The sequence below is a fragment of the Streptomyces sp. NPDC048560 genome (genome assembly GCF_040650955.1).
Lineage (GTDB): Bacteria > Actinomycetota > Actinomycetes > Streptomycetales > Streptomycetaceae > Streptomyces.
Genome location: NZ_JBEZIJ010000011.1, coordinates 299,152 through 319,554, shown reverse-complemented (window position 1 = coordinate 319,554; position 20,403 = coordinate 299,152). Strand labels below are relative to the sequence as shown.

Sequence of the window (20,403 nt, the reverse complement as noted above, 5' to 3'; positions counted from 1 at the left end):
TACTGGCGGCACTGAGTGCCGCCAACTTACTCATCCTGCCCCCTCGAATCCGGTTCCGGAAGCCCTCCGTGATGTTTCCCACCGATTTGATCGATCATTTTTGTGTGAAGTCTTCGACCGGCCCGCCCCGCAGCCGGAAATCCAGTCCCGTACAGCGTCTGCCTGCGGAAACCGTGCGGACCGCCTGCCCGATCGCCTTGCGCGACCCGACCAGCACGACGAGCTTCTTCGCCCTGGTCACAGCCGTGTAGAGCAGGTTCCGCTGGAGCATCATCCAGGCGCTCGTGGTCACGGGAATGACGACCGCGGGGTACTCACTCCCCTGGGAGCGATGGATCGTCATGGCGTAGGCGTGGGCCAGCTCGTCGAGCTCGTCGAAATCGTACGGAATCTCCTCGTCCTCGTCCGTGAGGACGGTCAGCTTCTGCTCGTCCGCGTCAAGTGAGGTGACGACGCCGACCGTGCCGTTGAAGACACCGTTCTCCCCCTTCTCGTAGTTGTTGCGGATCTGCGTGACCTTGTCGCCGACCCGGAAGACCCGACCGCCGAACCGCTTCTCGGGCAGGTCGGGGCGGCCCGGGGTGATGGCCTGCTGGAGCAGGCCGTTCAGATGCCCCGCGCCCGCGGGACCGCGGTGCATCGGCGCGAGAACCTGCACGTCACGGCGGGGGTTCAGACCGAACTTGGCGGGAATGCGGCGGGCCGCGACATCGACCGCGAGCACGCCCGCGTCCTCGGTCTCGTCCTCCACGAAGAGGAAGAAGTCGGAGAGCCCCTGGGTGAGCGGGGGCAGCCCCGAGTTGATCCGGTGGGCGTTGGTGACGACACCGGACTGCTGCGCCTGGCGGAAGATCGTGGTCAGCCGGACGGCGGGCACCGGGCTTCCCTCGGAGAGCAGATCGCGCAGCACCTCCCCCGCGCCGACGGAGGGGAGCTGATCCACGTCACCCACCAGCAGGAGGTGGGCACCGGGTGCCACCGCCTTCACGAGCTTGTTGGCAAGCAGGAGATCGAGCATCGACGCCTCGTCGACGACGACCAGATCGGCGTCGAGGGGGCGGTCCCTGTCGTACGCCGCGTCCCCGCCCGGCTTCAGTTCGAGCAGCCGGTGCACGGTGGACGCCTCGGCGCCCGTCAGCTCCGAGAGCCGTTTCGCCGCGCGCCCGGTGGGGGCGGCCAGCACCACCTTCGCCTTCCTGGCCCGGGCCAGTTCGACGACCGAGCGGACGGTGAACGATTTGCCGCAGCCCGGGCCGCCGGTGAGGACGGACACCTTGCGGCTCAGCGCGAGCCGGACCGCCGCCTCCTGCTCGGGCGCCAGCGTGGCCCCCGTCCGCTGCGCCAGCCAGGCCAGCGCCTTGTCCCAGTCCACGTCCTGGAAGGACGGCATCCGGTCCTCAGGCGTCCTCAGCAGCCTCTGGACCTGGGCGGCGAGGGCGATTTCGGCGCGGTGGAAGGGCACCAGGTAGACGGCGGTGACCGGCTGCCCGTCCTCCGGCCCGGGCACCTTCTCCCGCACGACCCCCTCCGGGTCCTCGGCGAGTTCCGCGAGGCAGTCGATGACCAGTCCCGTATCGACCTGGAGCAGCTTCACGGCGTCGGCGATGAGCCGCTCCTCGGGGAGGAAGCAGTGCCCCTGGTCGGTGGACTGCGACAGGGCGTACTGCAGGCCGGCCTTGACCCGCTCCGGGCTGTCGTGGGGTATGCCGACGGACTGGGCGATCCTGTCGGCGGTGAGGAAGCCGATGCCCCAGACGTCGGCGGCCAGCCGGTAGGGCTGGTTCCTCACGACGGAGATCGAGGCGTCACCGTACTTCTTGTAGATGCGGACGGCGATGGAGGTGGAGACGCCGACGGTCTGGAGGAAGACCATGACCTCCTTGATCGCCTTCTGCTCCTCCCAGGCCGCGGCGATCATCTTCGTCCGCTTCGGGCCGAGCCCGGGGACCTCGACCAGCCGCTTCGGCTCCTGCTCGATGACGTCGAGGGTGTCGACGCCGAAGTGGGTGGTGATCCGGTCGGCCATGACGGGGCCGATGCCCTTGATCAGGCCGGAGCCGAGGTAGCGGCGGATTCCCTGGATGGTGGCGGGCAGGATCGTCGTGTAGTTCTCGACGGTGAACTGCTTGCCGAACTGCGGATGCGAACCCCAGCGGCCCTCCATGCGCAGTGACTCGCCGGGCTGCGCCCCGAGCAGCGAGCCGACCACCGTGAGGAGGTCGCCCGCGCCGCGCCCGGTGTCGACGCGGGCGACGGTGTACCCGTTCTCCTCGTTGGCGTAGGTGATCCGCTCAAGTACGCCTTCGAGGACGGCCATGTTGGACATGCGCCGACGCTACCGGTCGCGGCTGACAGCAGGAGAGCAAGCAGGCGATGACGACTCACGTCGGCTGCGACAGAGGGACCTCCCGCGGGCGGATCCATGTCCGCGAATTTCACTCACTCGTCACTCCGCAAGCTTTCGCTTTGCCGCCTCGGCAAGCGAAATACCGGCTTCGACCGCATAAGCCTTGAGCGCGTCGGCTATCTCCGCCTCGTCACCCTGAAATGTCAGATTGATACGCCGTTCCGGACGCATCTCGACATGAGAATAGTTTTCCGGGTGGGCCCAGAAGCACGACTTACAGGTTTCCGCGTCCTTTGTTTCCCAGTTCGGACAGTGTTCACAGGACCAGGATTTCGCACGGTTGTCCGAGGCGCAGATCGGCATGAAGTCTTCTTCGACCATGACTGGCTTGTCACCCGCGATGGCAAAGGCCACTCGGTGGTCGCATTGCAGTTCACGCCCGGCAAATGTGCCTGCACAGATGGCACATCTGTAGGAATGGGCCCTTTTCAGATCGTCGGCGAACCGCTTGGGAATGACCACGCGGCCGGCACCGTTCTGGTTGGCCGTCCCGTTGAACGCGTAGCTCGCCATACGCCGACCGTCCGGCCCCTTGACCATGACGGTGACAACCCCGGCTCCCGCATCCTTCAAGTCGCGCGCCGCGCGAGGCGGATGGCTGTAACCGAGCTCCGCAAGCTTGCGCGTCGTGACGGAGCCGTGCTCAAGGATGTGGTCGCGCACCAGGGCGGCTCGCTTGGACATGGTGAGTTGGCGCAACCAAGCGATCTGGTCTTCGCTGAGTGGAGCAGGAGCTTCATCGGGCATGGCTGCAACCGTAGTTGAAGGAAGCCGCCTGCCGGGAGGAGTCAGGGAGACGATCGGCCGCTGATCACGCCGCGCTCCCGCCGGATGGCTAGAAGAGCGCCGCTTCGGCAGCCGGGGCCGACCCGAGACGGCCGTCGATCGCATCAGCGCCGCCGAGACGTTGCACGAGCGCCGGCGAGATGTACAGGGACTCGGTGGTCATCCGCTTCTGACCCATGAGTGTCGCCTGCGACGACACACCCGCGACGACGTGGCGATGAGTGAGTCCGAGCTCGGCCGGCAGAGCGGAGCCGTACTTCTCGTCATCGGTCACCACGTCGTACGAAACGATGAAGGACACCTTGTTGTCCACCGCCTGCTGAAGCACCTCGCTGAACGCCTCGCGCTGGAGACCCTTCAGGTAACGGTGGTCGGACACGTCACTCGTGCCCTGATAGGGCGGGTCCATGTACACCAGCTCGTCACGGGAAGCATTGACCAGCGGATCCTGATAGGCGGAGGTCGCCACGGTCGAACCCTGCATGATGACGGAAGCCCGACTGATGCGTTCCGCCATGTTGCTCGGCTTCGCCCCCAGACGCCGGTGATCCGCACCCTGATTGAAGTCGCCCGTTTTCTGGCTGTAGCGAACAGCTGCCTTCACACACCGGCACAGCAGGTAGAGGAGAATCTCCGGTTGCTTACCCGCGTTGAACTTGTCTCGCGCTTCCAGGAAGTAAGCGCGGGGGTCGTCCAGCTGTTCGTTCCACATGCGGGTGTACTCAGCGATGAGGTGCTGCGGCTCCGCGATGATGAGCTTCCACAAACCCATGAGCGGCTCGTTGACGTCCGAGATGTAAGCCGCGTCCGCGAGCTTGTAGTGCAGCGCCGCAACAGAGATCGCCGCCGAACCCGCGAACGGCTCCACCAGCCTGGGACTGCCTTCCTGAGGGAAGAGCGAGAGGATCTGGCCTGCGAGTGCCCGCTTACTCCCCTGGTACGGAAAGGCCTGCGGGATCGTTCGGACCCCGGCGGACTTCCAGGGCATCCGGGTGTGTGCGGACGTATCGGCGAGGGTCACCCGGCGCAGCTTACCAGGTCGCGATTAGAAGCCCTGAACCAAGCTAATTACTCACCGCGGCCAAAGAACCTTGATTCGCTAATCGCAATCGCAATACAAAGCACGAGAAATGAACTCGGCAATTAACGTCAGCGGATTCCGCCCGATGATCGCCTTCCTCGGCTCGGCGTAGGCAGGCAGGCGGGCAGGCCACGACCGGCCGAGGACTCCGGCCGGTCCGACAGGGTCCGCCGCAACGTGCTGACATCGCCACGGCGTACCCCCGCGCGGTCGCGACGACCGGGCCGCCGACGCACCGGAAAGCGGAACGGGGCCCGGCCTCGCGGCCGGACCCCCTCGCTTTCCCCTCCCCGTCGGGTCTTCCCGTCCCCCCGGACCCCTCCCCAGAAGCCCCGACGCCGAGTACGACCAGGCAAGGTACGTAAAGGTTGCACCCCTTGACGATCTCTTTACCTTTGGTCGTTCCCGGGCCTCTCAGCAGGCGTGTTCCAGGTACCGGGCGGCCACCTCGGCGAGGACCTCGGAGCCGTCTCGGGCCCACAGGGACTCGTTGAAGATCTCGACCTCGATCGGCCCGGTGAAGCCCGCGGCCTCGACCTGGTGCCTGAGAGCGCGGAAGTCCACGCTTCCCTCGCCCAGTTGGCCGCGGCCCAGCAGGACCCCGGCCGGAAGGGGGGTGATCCAGTCCGCGAGCTGGAAGGAGTGGATGCGTCCGCCCGCGCCCGCGCGGGCGATCTGGGCGGGCGCCTGGTCGTCCCACCAGACGTGGTACGCGTCGACGACCACCCCGACCTGCTCGGCGGGGAAGCGCTCGGCGATGTCCAAGGCCTGGGACAGCGTGGAGACGACGCAGCGGTCCGAGGCGAACATCGGGTGCAGCGGTTCGATGGCCAGGCGTACGCCGCGCTCGGCCGCGTACGGGGCCAGTTCGGCGAGGGCGTCCGCGATGCGCTCGCGGGCGCCGTGCAGGTCGCGGCTGCCGGCCGGGAGGCCGCCGGAGACCAGGACCAGGGTGTCGGTGGACAGGCCGGCCGCCTCGTCCAGCGCCGCCCGGTTGTCGTCCAGGGCGCGGGCCCGTTCCGCCGGGTCGAGTGCGGTGAAGAAGCCGCCACGGCACAGGCTCGTGACGGTGAGGCCCGCGTCGGCGAGCAGGCGGGCGGTGCGCTCGACCCCGTACTCCTGGACCGGGGCCCGCCACAGGCCGACCTTGTCGATGCCCGCCTTGACGCAGCCCTCCGCCAGCTCGGGCAGGGACCACTGCTTGATGGTCTCCTGGTTGATGCTCAGCCGTCCGAGACCGCTCATCGTGCTCCTCCGTGGACCGTCAGCAGCGCGCGCATCCGGGATTCGGCCAGCTGGGGATCGGGGAACAGGCCCAGGCGGTCGGCGAGTTCGTACGCCTTGGCCAGGTGCGGCAGCGAGCGCGCCGACTGGAGGCCGCCGACCATGGTGAAGTGCTCCTGGTGCCCGGCCAGCCAGGCCAGGAAGACGACACCCGTCTTGTAGAAGCGGGTCGGCGTCCGGAACAGGTGCCGGGACAGCTCGACCGTCGGGTCGAGGAGTTCACGGAACCCCTTCGCGTCGCCCGTGTCCAGGACCCGGACCGCGTGGGCGGCCAGCGGGCCCAGGGGGTCGAAGATGCCGAGCAGGGCGTGGCTGAAGCCCCGCTCGTCGCCCTCGATCAGTTCCGGGTAGTTGAAGTCGTCGCCGGTGTAGCAGCGCACTCCGCCGGGAAGGCGGCGCCGGACATCGATCTCCCGCTCGGCGTCGAGGAGCGAGATCTTGATGCCGTCGACCTTGTCGGGGTGTTCCGCGATGACCTTGAGGAAGGTGTCGGTCGCCGCGTCGAGGTCCGTACTGCCCCAGTAGCCCTCCAGCGCGGGATCGAACATCGGGCCGAGCCAGTGCAGGACGACCGGTTCCGACGCCTGGCGCAGGAGATGGGCGTACGTCTCCAGGTAGTCCTCGGGCCCCTTCGCCGCCGCGGCGAGCGCGCGCGAGGCCATCAGGATGGCCTGGGCGCCGCTCTCCTCGACGAGCGCGAGCTGCTCCTCGTACGCCGCGCGCACCTCGGCGAGGCTCGCGGGACCGGTGAGCTGGTCGGTGCCCACGCCGCAGGCGATGCGCCCGCCCACCGCCCTGGCCTCGGCCGCCGAACGCCGGATCAGCTCCGACGCGCCCGCCCAGTCCAGGCCCATGCCGCGCTGCGCGGTGTCCATGGCCTCGGCGACGCCGAGGCCGTGCGACCACAGATGGCGGCGGAAGGCGAGGGTGGCGTCCCAGTCGACGGCGGCCGGTGCGTCCGGGCTGACGTCGGCGTACGGATCGGCGACGACGTGGGCTGCGGAGAAGACGATGCGCGAGGTGAGCGCGGCCTTGCCCGGTGCCAGGTCGAGGGGGGTGGCTCGGGGCTCGTACGGCCCCTGGGGAAGGTGGATCGTCACAGGGTCAGCTCCGGCACGTCGAAGCGCCGGCCCTCGGCGGAGGACTTCAGGCCGAGCTCGGCGAGCTGGACGCCGCGCGCGCCTGCCATCAGGTCCCAGGTGTAGGGCTCGTCCAGCACGATGTGGCGCAGGAAGAGCTCCCACTGTGCCTTGAAGCCGTTGTCGAAGACGGCGTTGTCGGGGACTTCCTGCCACTGGTCGCGGAACGACTCGGTGACGGGGAGGTCGGGGTTCCAGACCGGCTTGGGGGTGGCCGAGCGGTGCTGGACGCGGCAGTTGCGCAGTCCGGCGACGGCGGAGCCGTGGGTGCCGTCCACCTGGAACTCGACCAGCTCGTCGCGGTTGACTCGCACGGTCCAGGAGGAGTTGATCTGGGCGACCGCGCCGCTCGCGAGCTGGAAGATGCCGTAGGCGGCGTCGTCGGCGGTGGCGTCGTACGGCTTGCCCTGCTCGTCCCAGCGCTGCGGGATGTGCGTCTGGACGTGTGCCTGGACGGTCGTCACCTTGCCGAACAGCTCGTGCAGGACGTACTCCCAGTGCGGGAACATGTCGACGACGATGCCGCCGCCGTCCTCGGCGCGGTAGTTCCACGAGGGGCGCTGGGCGTCCTGCCAGTCGCCTTCGAAGACCCAGTAGCCGAACTCGCCGCGCACGGACAGTATGTCGCCGAAGAACCCGCCGTCGATGAGGCGCTTCAGCTTCACCAGGCCCGGCAGGAAGATCTTGTCCTGGACCACACCGTGCTTGATGCCGGCGTCACGGGCGAGCCTGGCCAGGTCGAGGGCGCCCTCGACGTCCGTGGCGGTGGGCTTCTCGGTGTAGATGTGCTTGCCGGCCGCGATGGCCTTCTTGATCGCCTCGACGCGGGCCGAGGTGACCTGGGCGTCGAAGTAGATGTCGATGCTGTCGTCGGCGAGCACCGCGTCCAGGTCGGTCGACCACTCGGTCAGACCGTGCTCCGCTGCCATCTCCTCCAGGGCGTGGGCCCGGCGGCCGACGAGCACCGGTTCGGGCCACAGCACCTCGCCGTTGCCGAGATCGAGGCCACCCTGCTCGCGGATCGCGAGGATCGAGCGCACCAGGTGCTGCCGGTATCCCATGCGACCCGTGACGCCGTTCATGGCGATGCGCACTGTCCTGCGTGTCACGAAGTTCCCTCCATACAGCCGTAGCAAGCGCTTTCTATGCGGTATGACGCTAGCCTGCCGACAGCGACCCGGACAAGAGGGGGCGCCCTGATTACTCCTCGGAGGAAAGCGATGACAGTCACCCTGGCGGATGTGGCGGCTCGCGCCCGGGTGTCCCCGGCCACCGTCTCCCGCGTACTGAACGGCAACTACCCGGTAGCCGCTTCGACGCGCGAGCGGGTCCTGCGCGCGGTGGACGACCTGGACTACGTGCTCAACGGGCCGGCCAGCTCGCTCGCCGCGGCCACATCGGACCTCGTGGGCATCCTGGTCAACGACATCGCCGACCCCTTCTTCGGGATCATGGCGGGGGCGGCCCAGTCCGAGATCGGCGGCCCGGGCGACGGTTCGGGCCGGGCGGGTGGCGAGAAGCTCGCCGTCGTCTGCAACACGGGCGGCTCCCCAGCACGCGAGCTGACCTATCTCACGCTGCTCCAGCGCCAGCGCGCGGCGGCCGTGGTCCTGACCGGCGGCGCCCTGGAGGACCCCGTCCACCAGGCCGCGATGTCCGCGAAACTGACCAAGCTCGCGGACGCGGGCACCCGGATCGTCTTCTGCGGGCGGCCCCCGCTGCCGGGCGGCGAGGCGGTCGCCGCTTCCCTCGCCTTCGACAACCGGGGCGGCGGCCGGCGCCTCACGGAACACCTCGTCTCGCTCGGCCACCGGCGGATCGGTTACGTCGCGGGCCCCCGCGAGCGCACGACCACGCGCCACCGCCTGGAGGGCCACCGCGAGGCGATGCGCGCCGCCGGGCTGTACGGGGACGCGGGCGAGGCGGGCCGGCACCCCGACGTGGAGCGCCTCACCGTCCACGGCCCGTACGACCGCCGCTCCGGCTACGAGGCCACGCTCGAACTCCTGCGCCGCGAACCGGGCCTGACCGCGATCGTCGCCGCCAACGACACGGTGGCGCTGGGTGCCGGGGCCGCGATCCGCGACCAGGGGCTGCGCATTCCGCAGGACGTGTCGGTGGCCGGTTTCGACGACCTGCCGTTCTCGGTGGACGCGGTACCCGCGCTGACGACCGTACGGCTGCCGCTGTTCGAGGCCGGGGCGCGGGCCGGACGCCTGGCGATGGGCAAGGAGACACCGCCGCCCGGCGGCATCGCGACGATCGCGGCAGAACTGATGGTGCGGGGTTCGACGGCGCCGCCGCGGGTGGGCTGAGGTTTCCGCCCCCGGGCCCGGGTATCCGTACACGCATCAACGGAACCGACCGAAGGAACTCGCACGTGAAGCTCGCTTTCTCGACCCTCGGAGTGCCGGGGATGCCCGTGGCCGACGTCGTACGGCTCGCCGCCGAGCACGGCTACCAGGGGGTGGAACTGCGCACCCACCCCGAGGAGCCCGTCCACCTGGGGCTGTCACCGGACGAGCGGGCGCACGTCGTCGAGGAGTTCAGGCGCGGCGGGGTGCAGATCCTGACGCTCGCCGGTTACGTCCGTGTGGCGGCCGACGGCCCCGACGGACCGGTGCTGGACGAGCTCGCCCAGCTGGTCGAGCTGGCCCGCGACCTGGGCGCGCCGCACGTGCGGGTCTTCCCCGGCGGTGGCGGCCAGGATCCCGCGACGGCCGACGCGACGGCCGCCCGCCGGCTCGGCGCCGCCGCTCCGCACGCGGCCGACCACGACGTGCGCATCCTGCTGGAGACCCATGACTCGCACCGCGCGGGCGCGGACACCGCCCGGGTGGTGGGGACCGTCGGGCACAAGCACATCGGCGCGCTGTGGGACGTCATGCACACCTGGCTGGCGGGCGAGGACCCGGCCGCCAGCCACGCCGTCCTGGCCCCGCACCTCGGCTACGTACAGGTGAAGGACGTCGCCTCGGCGCAGGACGAGGAACCGCTGCCGCTCGGGGCGGGCGTGCTGCCTCTGGGCCCCTGCCTGGACACCCTGGACCCGGACAGCTGGGTCTGCTGGGAGTACGAGAAGCGCTGGCACCCGGGGGCGGCGGAGCTGCCGGGGCTGCTGTCCGCGGGGCGTGAGCACCTGCTGCGGCTGGGCGCGCCGAAGCAGTAGGCCGGACGCCGGAGCGGCGTTTCAGACCCGCTCCGGCCGCACGACGGGCGCCTCCGGCACGGCGCGGGTGCGGCGCACTCCGGCCAGGGAAGTCAGGGCCACCCCGCCGACCAGCAGGGCCGCCGCGCACCACCGAAGCGGGCTCACCGACTCGTCGAGCAGCAGCGCGGCCGAGGACATGCCGAAGACCGGTACGAGCAGGGTGAACGGGGCGACGGACGAGGCCGGGTGGTGGCGCAGCAGGAAGCCCCAGGCCCCGAACCCGAGGACCGTCGCGACCCAGGCCACGTAGACGATGCTGCCGACGCCGCTCCACTCCAGGGCCGCGAGCGCCTCGGCGTCGCGGTCCCAGCCCTCGAAGAGGAGGGAGAGGCCCAGCAGCGGCAGGACGGGCACGGTCGACACCCACACCATGAAGTTGAGGGGGTCGGACGGAGCCGCCTTGCGGGTCAGGACGTTCGACACGCCCCAGCAGGCCGCTGCCGCGATCACGAGGACGAACGCGAGCACGGGCCCGCCCGCCCCTTCGTCGACCGCCGCGACCCCGATACCGGCGAGTGCGACGGCCATCCCCAGCATCCTCACCCGTCCCGGCCGTTCGCCCAGTGCGACGGCGGCGAAGAGCACGGTGAAGACGGCCTGGACCTGGAGGACGAGCGAGGAGAGACCGGCGGGCATCCCCTGGTCCATGCCGACGAAGAGCAGCCCGAACTTCGCCACCCCGAGGGCCAGGCCGACGCCGATGATCCACTTCCAGGCGACCTTCGGCCGCCCGACGAGGAACACCGCGGGCAGGGCCGCGACGAGGAAGCGCAGGGCGGAGAAGAGCAGCGGCGGGAAGTGGCCGAGGCCGATCTCGATGACGACGAAGTTCAGACCCCAGACGGCGGCGACCAGCGCGGCCAGGGCGATGTGGAGGGGACGCATGGACCGAGCATCGGACGCACGGACCGTGTAGCACCAGCGCGGATTTCTTCATGGTGCAATTGAGCGTTGCTAACGCGTCCGTGTTCTCGACTCACGCGCGTCCGTGTTCTCGACTCACGCGTCCGCGTTCTCGACTCACGCGTCCGCGTTCTCCGCCCACGCGCTCTCCGCTCGCGCGTCCCTCCGGTCTGCGAGGTTTCCGGTGCTCGATCTCTCCCGGCTGCGCGCCCTGCACGCGATCTCCGTCCACGGTTCCGTCGCGGGTGCGGCCGCCGCGCTCGGCTACACCCCCTCGGCCGTCTCGCAGCAGATCACCAAGCTGGAGCGGGAGACCCGCACGACGCTGCTCGAACGGCGCGGGCGGGGCATCGCCCTGACCGAGGAGGCGATCCATCTGGCCTCCACCGCACAGCAGTTGCTCGCGATCGTCGAGCAGGCCGAGACGACGATGGAGGAGCGCAGAGGGCAGCCCACGGGGCGGCTGTCCATCGGCGCGTTCGCCTCGGCGGCGCGCGGCCTGCTGCCCGGCGTCCTGGCGGAACTGGACCGGGAGCATCCGGCGCTGGAGGCCCGGCTGACCGAGGTCGATCCGCATCTGTCGGTCGACCTGGTGGCCAAGGGCGTGATCGACCTGGCGGTCGCGCACGACTGGGACATCGCCCCGCTGCCCGCCCCGGAAGGGGTCGCCCAGGCCGTGATCGGGGACGACCGGTGCGATCTGCTGGTGCCGGAGGGCCATCCGCTGGCCGGGCGCACGGCGGTCCGGCGCTCGGAGCTGGCCATGGAGCGGTGGATCTGCCAGCCGCCGGGGACGGTCTGCCACGACTGGCTCGTACGGACGTTGCGAGCGGCGGGGTACGAGCCGGACATCAGGCACCAGGCCGAGGAGAACCACACCCAGCTGGCCCTGGTCGCCGCCGGGCTCGGTGTCGCGATGATCCCCCGGCTGGGGCGGGGGCCGCTGCCGGCGGGCGTGCTGGCGGTGCGGCTCGATCCCGTACCGGTGCGGCGGCTGTACGCGCTGTGGCGCACGGAGGCCGCGCGGCGGCCGGCGATCAGGGCGGCGGTGGAGGCGTTGCGGGTACGGGGCGCGGCGGCAGGTCTGCAGGCGGGCCCGTCGGCCGATTGAGGACAAGACGGTGACTTCACGGCAAGCGGGCGGCTTTCTCGGGCCGTCCCCTTGACTGGTAGTTACTTTCCATATATCCGTACAGTCTTGGAAGTTTCTTTCAGTACCGGAAGGAGCTCACGTGCACCACCGCACCTCCCGACGCGCCCTCCTCACCGCCGCAGCGGTCACCGCCGCAGCAGCCGCGACAGGCGCAGTCGCCCCCGGCGCCGCCGCCGAGGAGTCCGTCAGCGCCGCCACGCACGACCGCCTCCGACGGCTCGTCTCCGGAATGAGTCTGGAGGAGAAAGTCGGCCAGCTCTTCGTGATGCGGGTGTACGGCCACTCCGCCACCGATCCCGACCAGGCCGACATCGACGCCAACCTCACCGAGATCGGGGTGCGCACGGCGGCCGAGCTGGTCTCGACGTACCACGTCGGCGGAATCATCTACTTCGCCTGGGCGCACAACACCCGTGACCCGCACCAGATCGCCGAGCTCTCCAACGGCATCCAGCGGGCCGGGCTCGGCGGGCGCACTCCCGTGCCGTTGCTGATCTCCACCGACCAGGAGCACGGCATCGTCTGCCGGGTCGGCGAACCCGCCACGCTGATGCCCGGCGCGATGGCGCTGGGTGCGGGCGGTTCGCTCTCCGACGCCCGGCTCGCGGGCCGGATCGCGGGCGCCGAACTGGCCGCCATAGGGATCCGGCAGAACTACGCCCCGGACGCCGACGTCAACGTCAACGCGGCCAACCCCGTGATCGGCGTGCGCTCCTTCGGCTCCGACCCGCAGTCGGTGGCCGGTCTGGTCGCCGCGCAGGTGAAGGGGTATCAGAGCGCCGGGATCGCCGCCACGGCCAAGCACTTCCCCGGCCACGGCGACACCAACACGGACAGCCACACCGGCATCCCGTACATCCACCACACCCGTGAGCAGTGGGAGGAGCTGGACGCCCCGCCGTTCCGGGCGGCGATCGCTGCGGGCATCGACTCGATCATGACCGCGCACATCGTCGTCCCCGCGCTCGACGCCTCGGAGGACCCGGCGACGCTCTCGCACCCGATCCTCACCGGAGTGCTGCGCGAGGAGCTGGGCTACGACGGCGTCGTGGTCACCGACGCGCTGAACATGGAGGGGGTGCGCACGAAGTACGGCGACGACCGGGTACCCGTGCTCGCGCTCAAGGCGGGGGTCGACCAGCTGCTGAACCCCCCGAACCTCGCCGTCGCCTGGAACGCCGTCCTGGCGGCCGTGAAGAGCGGGGAGATCAGCGAGGCACGGATCGAGGAGTCGATCCTTCGCATCCTGCGGCTGAAGGCGAAGCTCGGGCTGTTCCGCGACCCGTACGTCAGCCGCCGGGGCGTGGACAGGGTCGTCGGCATCCCCGCGCACCTCGCCGCAGCCGACCGGATCGCCGAGCACACCACCACGCTGCTCGCCAACTCCGGTTCGCTGCTCCCGCTCTCCCGCCGCTCCCACAGGAACATCCTGGTGGTCGGCGCCGATCCGGCCTCGCCGTCCGGCACGACCGGCCCGCCGACCGGCACCCTCGCAGCGGCCTTCGTCGAGCTCGGGTTCAGCGCGACCGCGCTGTCCACCGGCACCGCCCCCACCCAGGCGAAGATCGCCGAGGCGGTCGCGGCGGCGCAGGGCAAGGACGCCGTGGTCGTGGGGACGTACAACGTCTCGATGACCAGCTCCCAGCGCACCCTGGTCAGCTCGCTCGCGGCGACAGGCGTACCGGTGATCGCCGTCGCCATCCGCAACCCGTACGACATCGCCCGGCTCGCCGGCACGGGATACGCGGCCAGCCTCGCCACGTACTCCTGGACGGATGTCGAACTGCGGGCGGCCGTACGGGTCATCGCGGGCGTCGCCCGCCCCGAGGGCAAGCTGCCGGTGCCCGTCCAGCGGGCGGACGATCCCACGCAGGTGCTCCACCCGGTCGGCTACGGACTCTCCTACTAGCCGGGTCACCGGGGCGCCGGGACATACCGAGGGGCTGCGCCCGCCGGGTTCGCTGTACGGAACCCGGCGGGCGCAGCCCCCTTCGGTGTCAGGGCGTCACGGACGCAGCATTCCCTGGCCCCGCTGGGTGTCCACGTCCCGCTTGTCCAGACGGGCGTCGTACGGGGCGAGCGGCTTCGCCTTCGACGGGTCGGCCTGCACGGCCGCCGGAGCGACCCCGGCCCAGCGCAGGATGGCCGCGACGGCCTCGGCCTTCTCGTCGGCGACGAGACCCGACACCCTGGCGCCGTGGTTGGCGCCCGGCGCGGTGTAGACGTAGCTGTCGCGGGCGCCCGCGCCGAGGCGGAAGGGCTCCGCACCCCACGGGTCGTTCTCGCCGTAGACGTACATCATCCGGGTGGCGTTGTGCCGCACCCAGCTGTCCACGTCCCGCATCGCCGACGGCTGGAACGTCATCGGGATGTCACGCGGCACGAAGGTGCGCGGCGGCTGGTAGCCGTACCGGCTGAGGCCGCCGAGCCACGGCTGCTTGATGTCCGGCGCTCCGAGCTGGGTGCCCGCCTGGTAGTAGTACGGCGTGTACCGCTCCAGGCCCTGGTCGGCGTACGCCGCGAAGCCGGAGATGCCGTCGACGGAGTCCCAGATCGCCTCGTCGGTGGCGTTGGCCGCGTCGGCCGGGACGGCCTCGCAGTCGGAGACGAGGCTGTACTGCCAGAAGGCCCAGACGTAGTCCATGACGACGGCCTCGTACGCCTTGTCCAGCGTGCCGACGGTGTTGAAGGTGTAGCCGTTCTCGGCGGCGAACGCCTCGAACTTCTTCTCCAGCGGCTCGCGGCGGACGAGCGCCTCGCGCTGCACCCCGGCCAGCCGGTCGCGGCAGTCCTGGGTACCGACGTTCTCGAAGAACCGGTCGTACGCCGAGTCCTCCTTGTTCACCACGTCGTTGGGCGCGACGTAGGCGACGACGCCGTCCATGTCCTTCGGGTAGAAGCGCTCGAAGTAGGTGGCGGTCATGCCGCCCTTGGAGCCGCCCGTGGTCAGCCAGTTCTTCGTGTAGAGCTTCTTCAGCGCCTTGAAGACCCGGTGCTGGTCACTGGCGGCCTGCCAGATGTCCAGCTTCGACCAGTCGGCGGGCGCCGGTCGGGACGGGGTGAAGAAGCGGTACTCCAGCGAGACCTGGTTGCCGTCGATGATCTGCGTCGGCTCACTGCGGCTGGGGTTGGTGGAGACGTTGTAGCCGCTGGTGAAGAAGACCGTCGGCCGGCTCGTGTCCTTGTGCAGCAGCGTGATGCGCTGCTGGAACGTGCCCTTGTACGGGTTCCGGTGGTCCACCGGCTGGGTGTAGTTGAGGACGAAGTAGCGGTATCCGGGATACGGCTTCTCCTCGATCAGACTCATCCCCGGGATGGCCAGGATGCGGTCCTTGATGTCCTCGCTGCTTGCGTCGCTGCTGATCGTGCTGCTCTGCGTCGCGGTCGGTTCCGCGGCGGTGGCCGCACCGGCCGAGGCCCCCGTCGCACTGACGGTGCCTATGAGCACCGCGAGCGACAGAACCCCTCTGAGCGCCTTGCGCATTCACCCTCCCCTTGATTCACGACATTCGCCGTGAACCTAGCGGGGGCAACACGTGCCACGCCAGACCCGGTTGTGCGATCTTTTAACAGGGCATCAGCAGAGGATCCATCCGGTGGAGCCCGAACTGCCCGCGACAGCGCCCGTCGCGCGGACGCAGCGGTTCAGCGCGTACACGGTGACCGGGCCCGCTCGCGTCGTGAAACGGCCCTCGTCGACGACCGGCCGGCCGCCGCGCGCCTGGAGCGAGACGCTCATCGCCCGGCGCGCGCCGGGCTTCTTGGCGACGGTCACCGCGCACACGTAGGCGCGGCTCTTGTACACGCGCAGCTCGCCCTTGGCGAAGGACACCGTCGTGGCGTGCCGTCCGGAGCAGGCGGCGGCCGCCTGGGCGGGGGCGCCGAGGGCGAGGACGAGGGGGGCGAGCAGCGGCAGGACGAGCAGATACGCGAGGGCGCGCCTGCCCCTGGAGCGCCGGGAGCCTGCGAGGGTCTCCTCCGCTCCCCACGGTCTTGATGACCTCAGCGGTCTCACCATCCCTATCGAACACATTGGCCCTACCCGAGACGTGCGCGTACATGCGTACGACGCGAAGAGCCGTCCGAAGGTTGCATGGAGCGAGGACCGGTCCCGCCCGGGGCGTGTGCCCGTCAGACCGCCGCCGGTTCGTCCTCTCCTATGAACGTGCGCCACAGCCGGGCGTACGTACCGGCCCTGGCCAGCAGTTCGTCATGGGTGCCGTCCTCGACGACCCGGCCGTGGTCCATGACCACGACCCGGTCCGCGCGGGCGGCCGTGGTCAGCCGGTGCGCCACGACCAGCGTGGTGCGGCGGCCGGTGAGCCGGTCGGTGGCCTGGTTCACGAGCGCCTCGGTGGCGAGGTCCAGCGCGGCGGTGGCCTCGTCGAGCAAAAGGACGTCCGGGTCGACCAGTTCCGCGCGGGCGAGCGCGATCAGCTGGCGCTGGCCGGCCGACAGGTTACGGCCGCGCTCGGCGACCTCGTGCAGATAGCCGCCGTCGAGCGTGGCGATCATCTCGTGCGCGCCGACCGCCCGCGCCGCCGCCTCCACCTGGGCGTCGGTGGCGTCCGGCAGACCGTAGGCGATGGCGTCACGGACCGTACCGGCGAAGAGGTACGCCTCCTGCGGCACGACTCCGAGCCGGTGCCGGTACGCGGTCATGTCGAGCGCGCGCAGGTCGGTGCCGTCCGCGGTGACCCGGCCCGCCGTCGGGTCGTAGAACCGGGCGACGAGCTTGACGAGCGTGGACTTGCCCGCGCCCGTCTCGCCGACGAACGCGACCGTCTGGCCCGCCGGGATGCGCAGGTCGACCCCGGTGAGCGCCTCCTCCTCGCCGTTGTACGCGAAGGACACGTCCTCGAAGGCGATGTCGCCGCGCAGCGCGAGAACGTCCAGCGGCTCGTCGGGGTCGGCCGTGGACGTCCGCTCCTGGAGGAGTTCCTGGATCCGGCCGAGCGAGACCGTCGCCTGCTGGTAGCCGTCGAAGACCTGGGAGAGCTGCTGCACGGGGGCGAAGAACAGCTCGATGTAGAGGAGGTAGGCGACCAGCGCGCCGGTGGTCAGCGTCCCGTTGTCGACGCGCCCCGCACCGACGATCAGTACGGCGGCCGCGGCGACGGAGGACAGCAGCTGGACGAACGGGAAGTAGACCGAGATCAGCCACTGGCCGCGTACCCGGGCCTCGCGGTAGTGGTCGCTGCTCGCCGCGTACCGCGCGGCGCCGTCCCGCTCGCGGCGGAACGCCTGCACGATGCGCAGTCCGGAGACGGACTCCTGGAGGTCGGCGTTGACGGCGCTGATCCGCTCACGGGCCAGCTCGTACGCCGCGACACTTCTGCGGCGGAAGAAGAACGTGCCGACGACCAGGACGGGCAGGGTCGCGAAGACGACCAGAGCCAGTTCGACGTCGAGGACGAGCAGGGCGACCATGATGCCGAAGAAGGTGACCACGGAGACGAAGGCCGTGACCAGACCGGTCTGGAGGAAGGTGGACAGGGCGTCCACGTCCGTCGTCATCCGCGTCATGATCCGGCCGGTCAGCTCGCGCTCGTAGTAGTCGAGGCCGAGCCGCTGGAGCTGCGCGAAGATCTTGAGGCGGAGCGCGTACAGGACCCGCTCACCGGTACGGCCCGTCATCCGGGTCTCGCCGATCTGCGCGAGCCACTGCACCAGCACGACGAACAGGCCGAGCCCGGAGGCGGCCCAGACCGCGCCGAGCGCCAGCTGGGTGACGCCCTCGTCGATGCCGTGCCTGATCAGCACGGGCAGGAGCAGGCCCATGCCCGCGTCGACGGCGACGAGTCCGAGGCTCACCATCAGGGGCAGCCCGAAGCCGCGCAGCAGCCGGCGCAGGCCGTAGGACTCCTCGGCCCGTACGGCGCTCGCCTCGTCGATGTCCGGGATGTCGGTGGCCGGCGGCAGCGCGTCGACCTGGGCCAGCAGTTCGGGGGTGGCGGGCATCCCGTCCGCGACCGGGCCGCGCGGCTCCTCCTTGCGGATCCACAGCTCGGGCGTGATGCCGCGCTCGGCGTCGAACTCGGCGTCCAGTTCCTCCTGGAGGGTCCTGTCGTCCTCCCGCACGTCCGCCCTGACCGGCCGGTGGCCGGGCGAGGTGCCGCCCAGCTCGTCCGGGTCGGTGAGGAGACGGCGGTAGAGCGCGGAGCGCCGCTCCAGCTCCTCGTGCGTACCGATGTCGGCGAGCCGCCCCTTGTCGAGGACGGCGATCCTGTCGGCGAGGCCGAGCGTGGAGCGGCGGTGCGCTATCAGGAGGGTGGTGCGGCCCGCCATCACCTGCTTGAGGGCCTCGTGGATCTCGTGCTCGACCCGGGCGTCGACGGCGGAGGTGGCGTCGTCCAGGAGCAGCAGACGGGGGTCGGTGAGGATGGCGCGGGCGAGCGCGACGCGCTGGCGCTGGCCGCCGGACAGGGTGAGTCCGTGCTCGCCGACCTTGGTGTCGTAGCCCTTGGGCAGGTCCGTGATGAAGCCGTGCGCCTGCGCGGAGCGGGCGGCCTGCTCGATCTGCTCCTGGGTGGCGTCCGGGAAGCCGTACGCGATGTTGGCCCCGACGGTGTCGGAGAACAGGAAGCTGTCCTCCGGAACGAGTCCGATGGCGGCCCGGAGTGATTCCTGGGTGAGCTCGCGGACGTCGTGGCCGCCGACGAGGACGGCGCCGTGCGTGACGTCGTAGAAGCGGGGCAGCAGGAGCGAGACGGTGGACTTGCCGCTGCCGGACGCGCCGACGACCGCGACGGTCTCGCCGGGCTCGATGGTGAGCGAGAACCCGTCGAGGACGGGCCGTGCCTCGTCGTAGCCGAAGCTGACGTCGTCGAACTCGACGCTGGCCGGAGCGTCGGCCGGGAGGTCCTTCGTACCGTCCTGCATGGACGGCTCGGTGTCGATGAGCTCCAGGACGCGCTCCACACCGGCCCTGGCCTGCTGGCCGACGGTGAGGACCATGGCGAGCATCCGGACCGGGCCGACGAGCTGGGCGAGGTAGGTGGAGAAGGCGACGAACGTGCCGAGGGTGATCTCGCCCCGCGTGGCGAGCCAGCCGCCGAGGGCCAGCATCGCGACCTGGCCGAGCGCGGGCACGGCCTGGAGGGCCGGGGTGTAGCGCGAGTTCAGCTTGATGGTGCGCAGCCGCCCGGCGAAGAGCCTGCGCCCGACCTCGCGCAGTTTGCCGGTCTCCTGGTCCTCCTGCCCGAAGCCCTTGACCACCCGGACCCCCGACACGGCGCCGTCGACGACTCCGGCGACGGCGGCCGCCTGGCTCTGGGCGTACCAGGTGGCGGGGAAGAGGCGGGCGCGGGAGCGGCGGGCGATGAACCAGAGCGCGGGGGCGACAGCGAGGGCGACGAGGGTGAGGAGCGGCGAGAGCCACGCCATGATCACCAGGGAGATGACGAAGAGCAGGACGTTCCCGATGGTCATCGGGAGCATGAAGAGAAGCCCCTGGATCAGCTGGAGGTCGCTGGTGGCGCGCCCCACGACCTGCCCGGTGGACAGCTCGTCCTGCCGCTTCCCGTCGAGCCGGGTGATCGTCGAGTACATCTCGGTGCGCAGGTCGTGCTGTACGTCGAGGGCGAGCCTGCCGCCGTAGTACCGCCTGATGTACGTGGCGATGTAGACGAGCACCGCGGCGACTATGAGCAGCCCGGTCCAGACGGCGAGGGACCGGGTGTGCCCGACGACCACGTCGTCGATGATCACCTTGGTGATCAGCGGGACGAGGGCCATCACGGCCATTCCGGCGAGCGAGGAACCCAGCGCCAGCACCACATTGCGCTTGTAGCGCCATGCGTATCCGGCCAGCCGCCGTCCCCACCCCTGTTGTTCCGCGCCCTCCACCGATGCCTCCCGTTCGACCCGCCGTGCCACGTGCCACCTGATCTACCGGAAGTCACCAACGCGGCCGGGAGCAGATTTCATCCCGCCGTAACACGAACGGGGCCTGCGTCCCCTGCCGGTCCCGAACCGGGCGGGCCGTGAACCGGGGCCGGAGGGAGGCGTCGGGGCGTTCACACGCCGGCCGCGGGGTAGGCACGTTCCGCACCCCGAGAGCGCGGAGGACCCATGCCGGACGCCCAGCCGTCGGACGCCTATCGCAGCGGGCAGCTCTACGCGGCGCTCGCCGCCCTGCAGAAGCTCGGCGACGTCGGCTTCCGCGCGCTGGGACGCCCGGAGTCACGGGCCAGGGCGGCGGCGAAGCCGCTGACCCATCTTCGCGAGCCCCTGTGGATGGTCGGCAGGTCCTACGACGCGGCCCGGCGGCGGGGACAGGGCGCCGCCGCCGGCTCCGTGTTCCGGTCGATCCCGGACCTGATGCCCTCGGGGAGGGAGCTGCCCGGCAGCCTCGGCCCGGAGGAGCAGAAGGAGTTCCTCCTCGGCTGCCAGGCGCAGGAGGACGCCATCGCCGAGGAGACCGGGTTCCGCTGACCG

The 20,403-nt window shown here is 70.5% G+C and carries 15 protein-coding genes; 5 read left to right on the top strand and 10 right to left on the bottom strand.

The features are described 5' to 3' along the window. Positions 1–94: 94 nt before the first annotated feature. The 6 genes from AB0C82_RS28365 to AB0C82_RS28340 all read right to left on the bottom strand — a co-directional run bounded on the left by AB0C82_RS28365 (position 95) and on the right by AB0C82_RS28340 (position 7,806). Entirely contained in the window at positions 95–2,326 is a 2,232-nt protein-coding gene (locus tag AB0C82_RS28365; protein ID WP_362847125.1) for an ATP-dependent RecD-like DNA helicase, read from the bottom strand. A gap of 120 nt (positions 2,327–2,446) precedes the next feature. Then, on the bottom strand, positions 2,447–3,154 hold the full coding sequence (locus tag AB0C82_RS28360) for a hypothetical protein (RefSeq protein ID WP_362847123.1): 708 nt from the start codon (positions 3,152–3,154) through the stop codon (positions 2,447–2,449). A gap of 88 nt (positions 3,155–3,242) precedes the next feature. Then, on the bottom strand, positions 3,243–4,214 hold the full coding sequence (locus tag AB0C82_RS28355; protein ID WP_362847121.1) for a DNA adenine methylase: 972 nt from the start codon (positions 4,212–4,214) through the stop codon (positions 3,243–3,245). Positions 4,215–4,688: 474 nt separating this feature from the next. Beyond that, entirely contained in the window at positions 4,689–5,519 is an 831-nt protein-coding gene (locus AB0C82_RS28350) for a sugar phosphate isomerase/epimerase family protein (RefSeq protein ID WP_362847119.1), read from the bottom strand. Further along, positions 5,516–6,658, bottom strand: a complete 1,143-nt coding sequence (locus AB0C82_RS28345) for a dihydrodipicolinate synthase family protein (RefSeq protein ID WP_362847117.1) — start codon at positions 6,656–6,658, stop codon at positions 5,516–5,518. Before AB0C82_RS28345 ends, AB0C82_RS28350 begins: the two co-directional genes overlap by 4 nt. Beyond that, positions 6,655–7,806, bottom strand: coding sequence for a Gfo/Idh/MocA family oxidoreductase (locus AB0C82_RS28340; RefSeq protein WP_362847115.1), 1,152 nt, complete (start codon positions 7,804–7,806; stop codon positions 6,655–6,657). The genes AB0C82_RS28345 and AB0C82_RS28340 overlap by 4 nt, the downstream gene beginning before the upstream one ends. A gap of 111 nt (positions 7,807–7,917) precedes the next feature. On the opposite strand from AB0C82_RS28340, the gene AB0C82_RS28335 reads away from it, so the two are divergent. Next, positions 7,918–9,012: a LacI family DNA-binding transcriptional regulator gene (locus AB0C82_RS28335; RefSeq protein WP_362847113.1), complete on the top strand. Its 1,095-nt coding sequence runs from the start codon at positions 7,918–7,920 to the stop codon at positions 9,010–9,012. A 65-nt stretch (positions 9,013–9,077) separates the two neighbouring features. Beyond that, positions 9,078–9,866, top strand: a complete 789-nt coding sequence (locus tag AB0C82_RS28330; RefSeq protein ID WP_362847111.1) for a sugar phosphate isomerase/epimerase family protein — start codon at positions 9,078–9,080, stop codon at positions 9,864–9,866. A 21-nt stretch (positions 9,867–9,887) separates the two neighbouring features. Here the strand turns inward: AB0C82_RS28330 and AB0C82_RS28325 are convergent, their stop codons facing one another. Further along, positions 9,888–10,793: an EamA family transporter gene (locus tag AB0C82_RS28325; RefSeq protein WP_362847109.1), complete on the bottom strand. Its 906-nt coding sequence runs from the start codon at positions 10,791–10,793 to the stop codon at positions 9,888–9,890. A gap of 202 nt (positions 10,794–10,995) precedes the next feature. On the opposite strand from AB0C82_RS28325, the gene AB0C82_RS28320 reads away from it, so the two are divergent. Further along, entirely contained in the window at positions 10,996–11,922 is a 927-nt protein-coding gene (locus AB0C82_RS28320) for a LysR family transcriptional regulator (protein ID WP_362847107.1), read from the top strand. A 121-nt stretch (positions 11,923–12,043) separates the two neighbouring features. Then, positions 12,044–13,873, top strand: a complete 1,830-nt coding sequence (locus AB0C82_RS28315; protein WP_362847105.1) for a glycoside hydrolase family 3 protein — start codon at positions 12,044–12,046, stop codon at positions 13,871–13,873. A 96-nt stretch (positions 13,874–13,969) separates the two neighbouring features. Here AB0C82_RS28315 and AB0C82_RS28310 read toward each other — a convergent pair whose 3' ends face one another. The 3 genes from AB0C82_RS28310 to AB0C82_RS28300 all read right to left on the bottom strand — a co-directional run bounded on the left by AB0C82_RS28310 (position 13,970) and on the right by AB0C82_RS28300 (position 19,812). Continuing rightward, the gene (locus tag AB0C82_RS28310) at positions 13,970–15,448 is read right to left on the bottom strand and encodes a S28 family serine protease (RefSeq protein WP_362847104.1); all 1,479 of its coding nucleotides are present in this window, start codon (positions 15,446–15,448) and stop codon (positions 13,970–13,972) included. Between the two features lie 93 nt (positions 15,449–15,541). Further along, on the bottom strand, positions 15,542–15,982 hold the full coding sequence (locus AB0C82_RS28305; RefSeq protein WP_362847102.1) for a hypothetical protein: 441 nt from the start codon (positions 15,980–15,982) through the stop codon (positions 15,542–15,544). A gap of 113 nt (positions 15,983–16,095) precedes the next feature. Next, entirely contained in the window at positions 16,096–19,812 is a 3,717-nt protein-coding gene (locus tag AB0C82_RS28300) for an ABC transporter ATP-binding protein (protein ID WP_362847242.1), read from the bottom strand. Between the two features lie 225 nt (positions 19,813–20,037). Between AB0C82_RS28300 and AB0C82_RS28295 the strand changes: the two genes are divergently transcribed. Beyond that, positions 20,038–20,400, top strand: coding sequence for a hypothetical protein (locus AB0C82_RS28295; protein WP_362847101.1), 363 nt, complete (start codon positions 20,038–20,040; stop codon positions 20,398–20,400). Positions 20,401–20,403 lie beyond the last annotated feature (3 nt).

Coding starts and splice junctions, on each gene's coding strand:
- AB0C82_RS28295 (WP_362847101.1), top strand. CDS start 20,038: ATGCCGGACGCCCAGCCGTCGGACGCCTATCGCAGCGGGCAGCTCTAC.
- AB0C82_RS28305 (WP_362847102.1), bottom strand. CDS start 15,982: ATGGTGAGACCGCTGAGGTCATCAAGACCGTGGGGAGCGGAGGAGACC.
- AB0C82_RS28325 (WP_362847109.1), bottom strand. CDS start 10,793: ATGCGTCCCCTCCACATCGCCCTGGCCGCGCTGGTCGCCGCCGTCTGG.
- AB0C82_RS28360 (WP_362847123.1), bottom strand. CDS start 3,154: ATGCCCGATGAAGCTCCTGCTCCACTCAGCGAAGACCAGATCGCTTGG.
- AB0C82_RS28310 (WP_362847104.1), bottom strand. CDS start 15,448: ATGCGCAAGGCGCTCAGAGGGGTTCTGTCGCTCGCGGTGCTCATAGGC.
- AB0C82_RS28335 (WP_362847113.1), top strand. CDS start 7,918: ATGACAGTCACCCTGGCGGATGTGGCGGCTCGCGCCCGGGTGTCCCCG.
- AB0C82_RS28350 (WP_362847119.1), bottom strand. CDS start 5,519: ATGAGCGGTCTCGGACGGCTGAGCATCAACCAGGAGACCATCAAGCAG.
- AB0C82_RS28365 (WP_362847125.1), bottom strand. CDS start 2,326: ATGTCCAACATGGCCGTCCTCGAAGGCGTACTTGAGCGGATCACCTAC.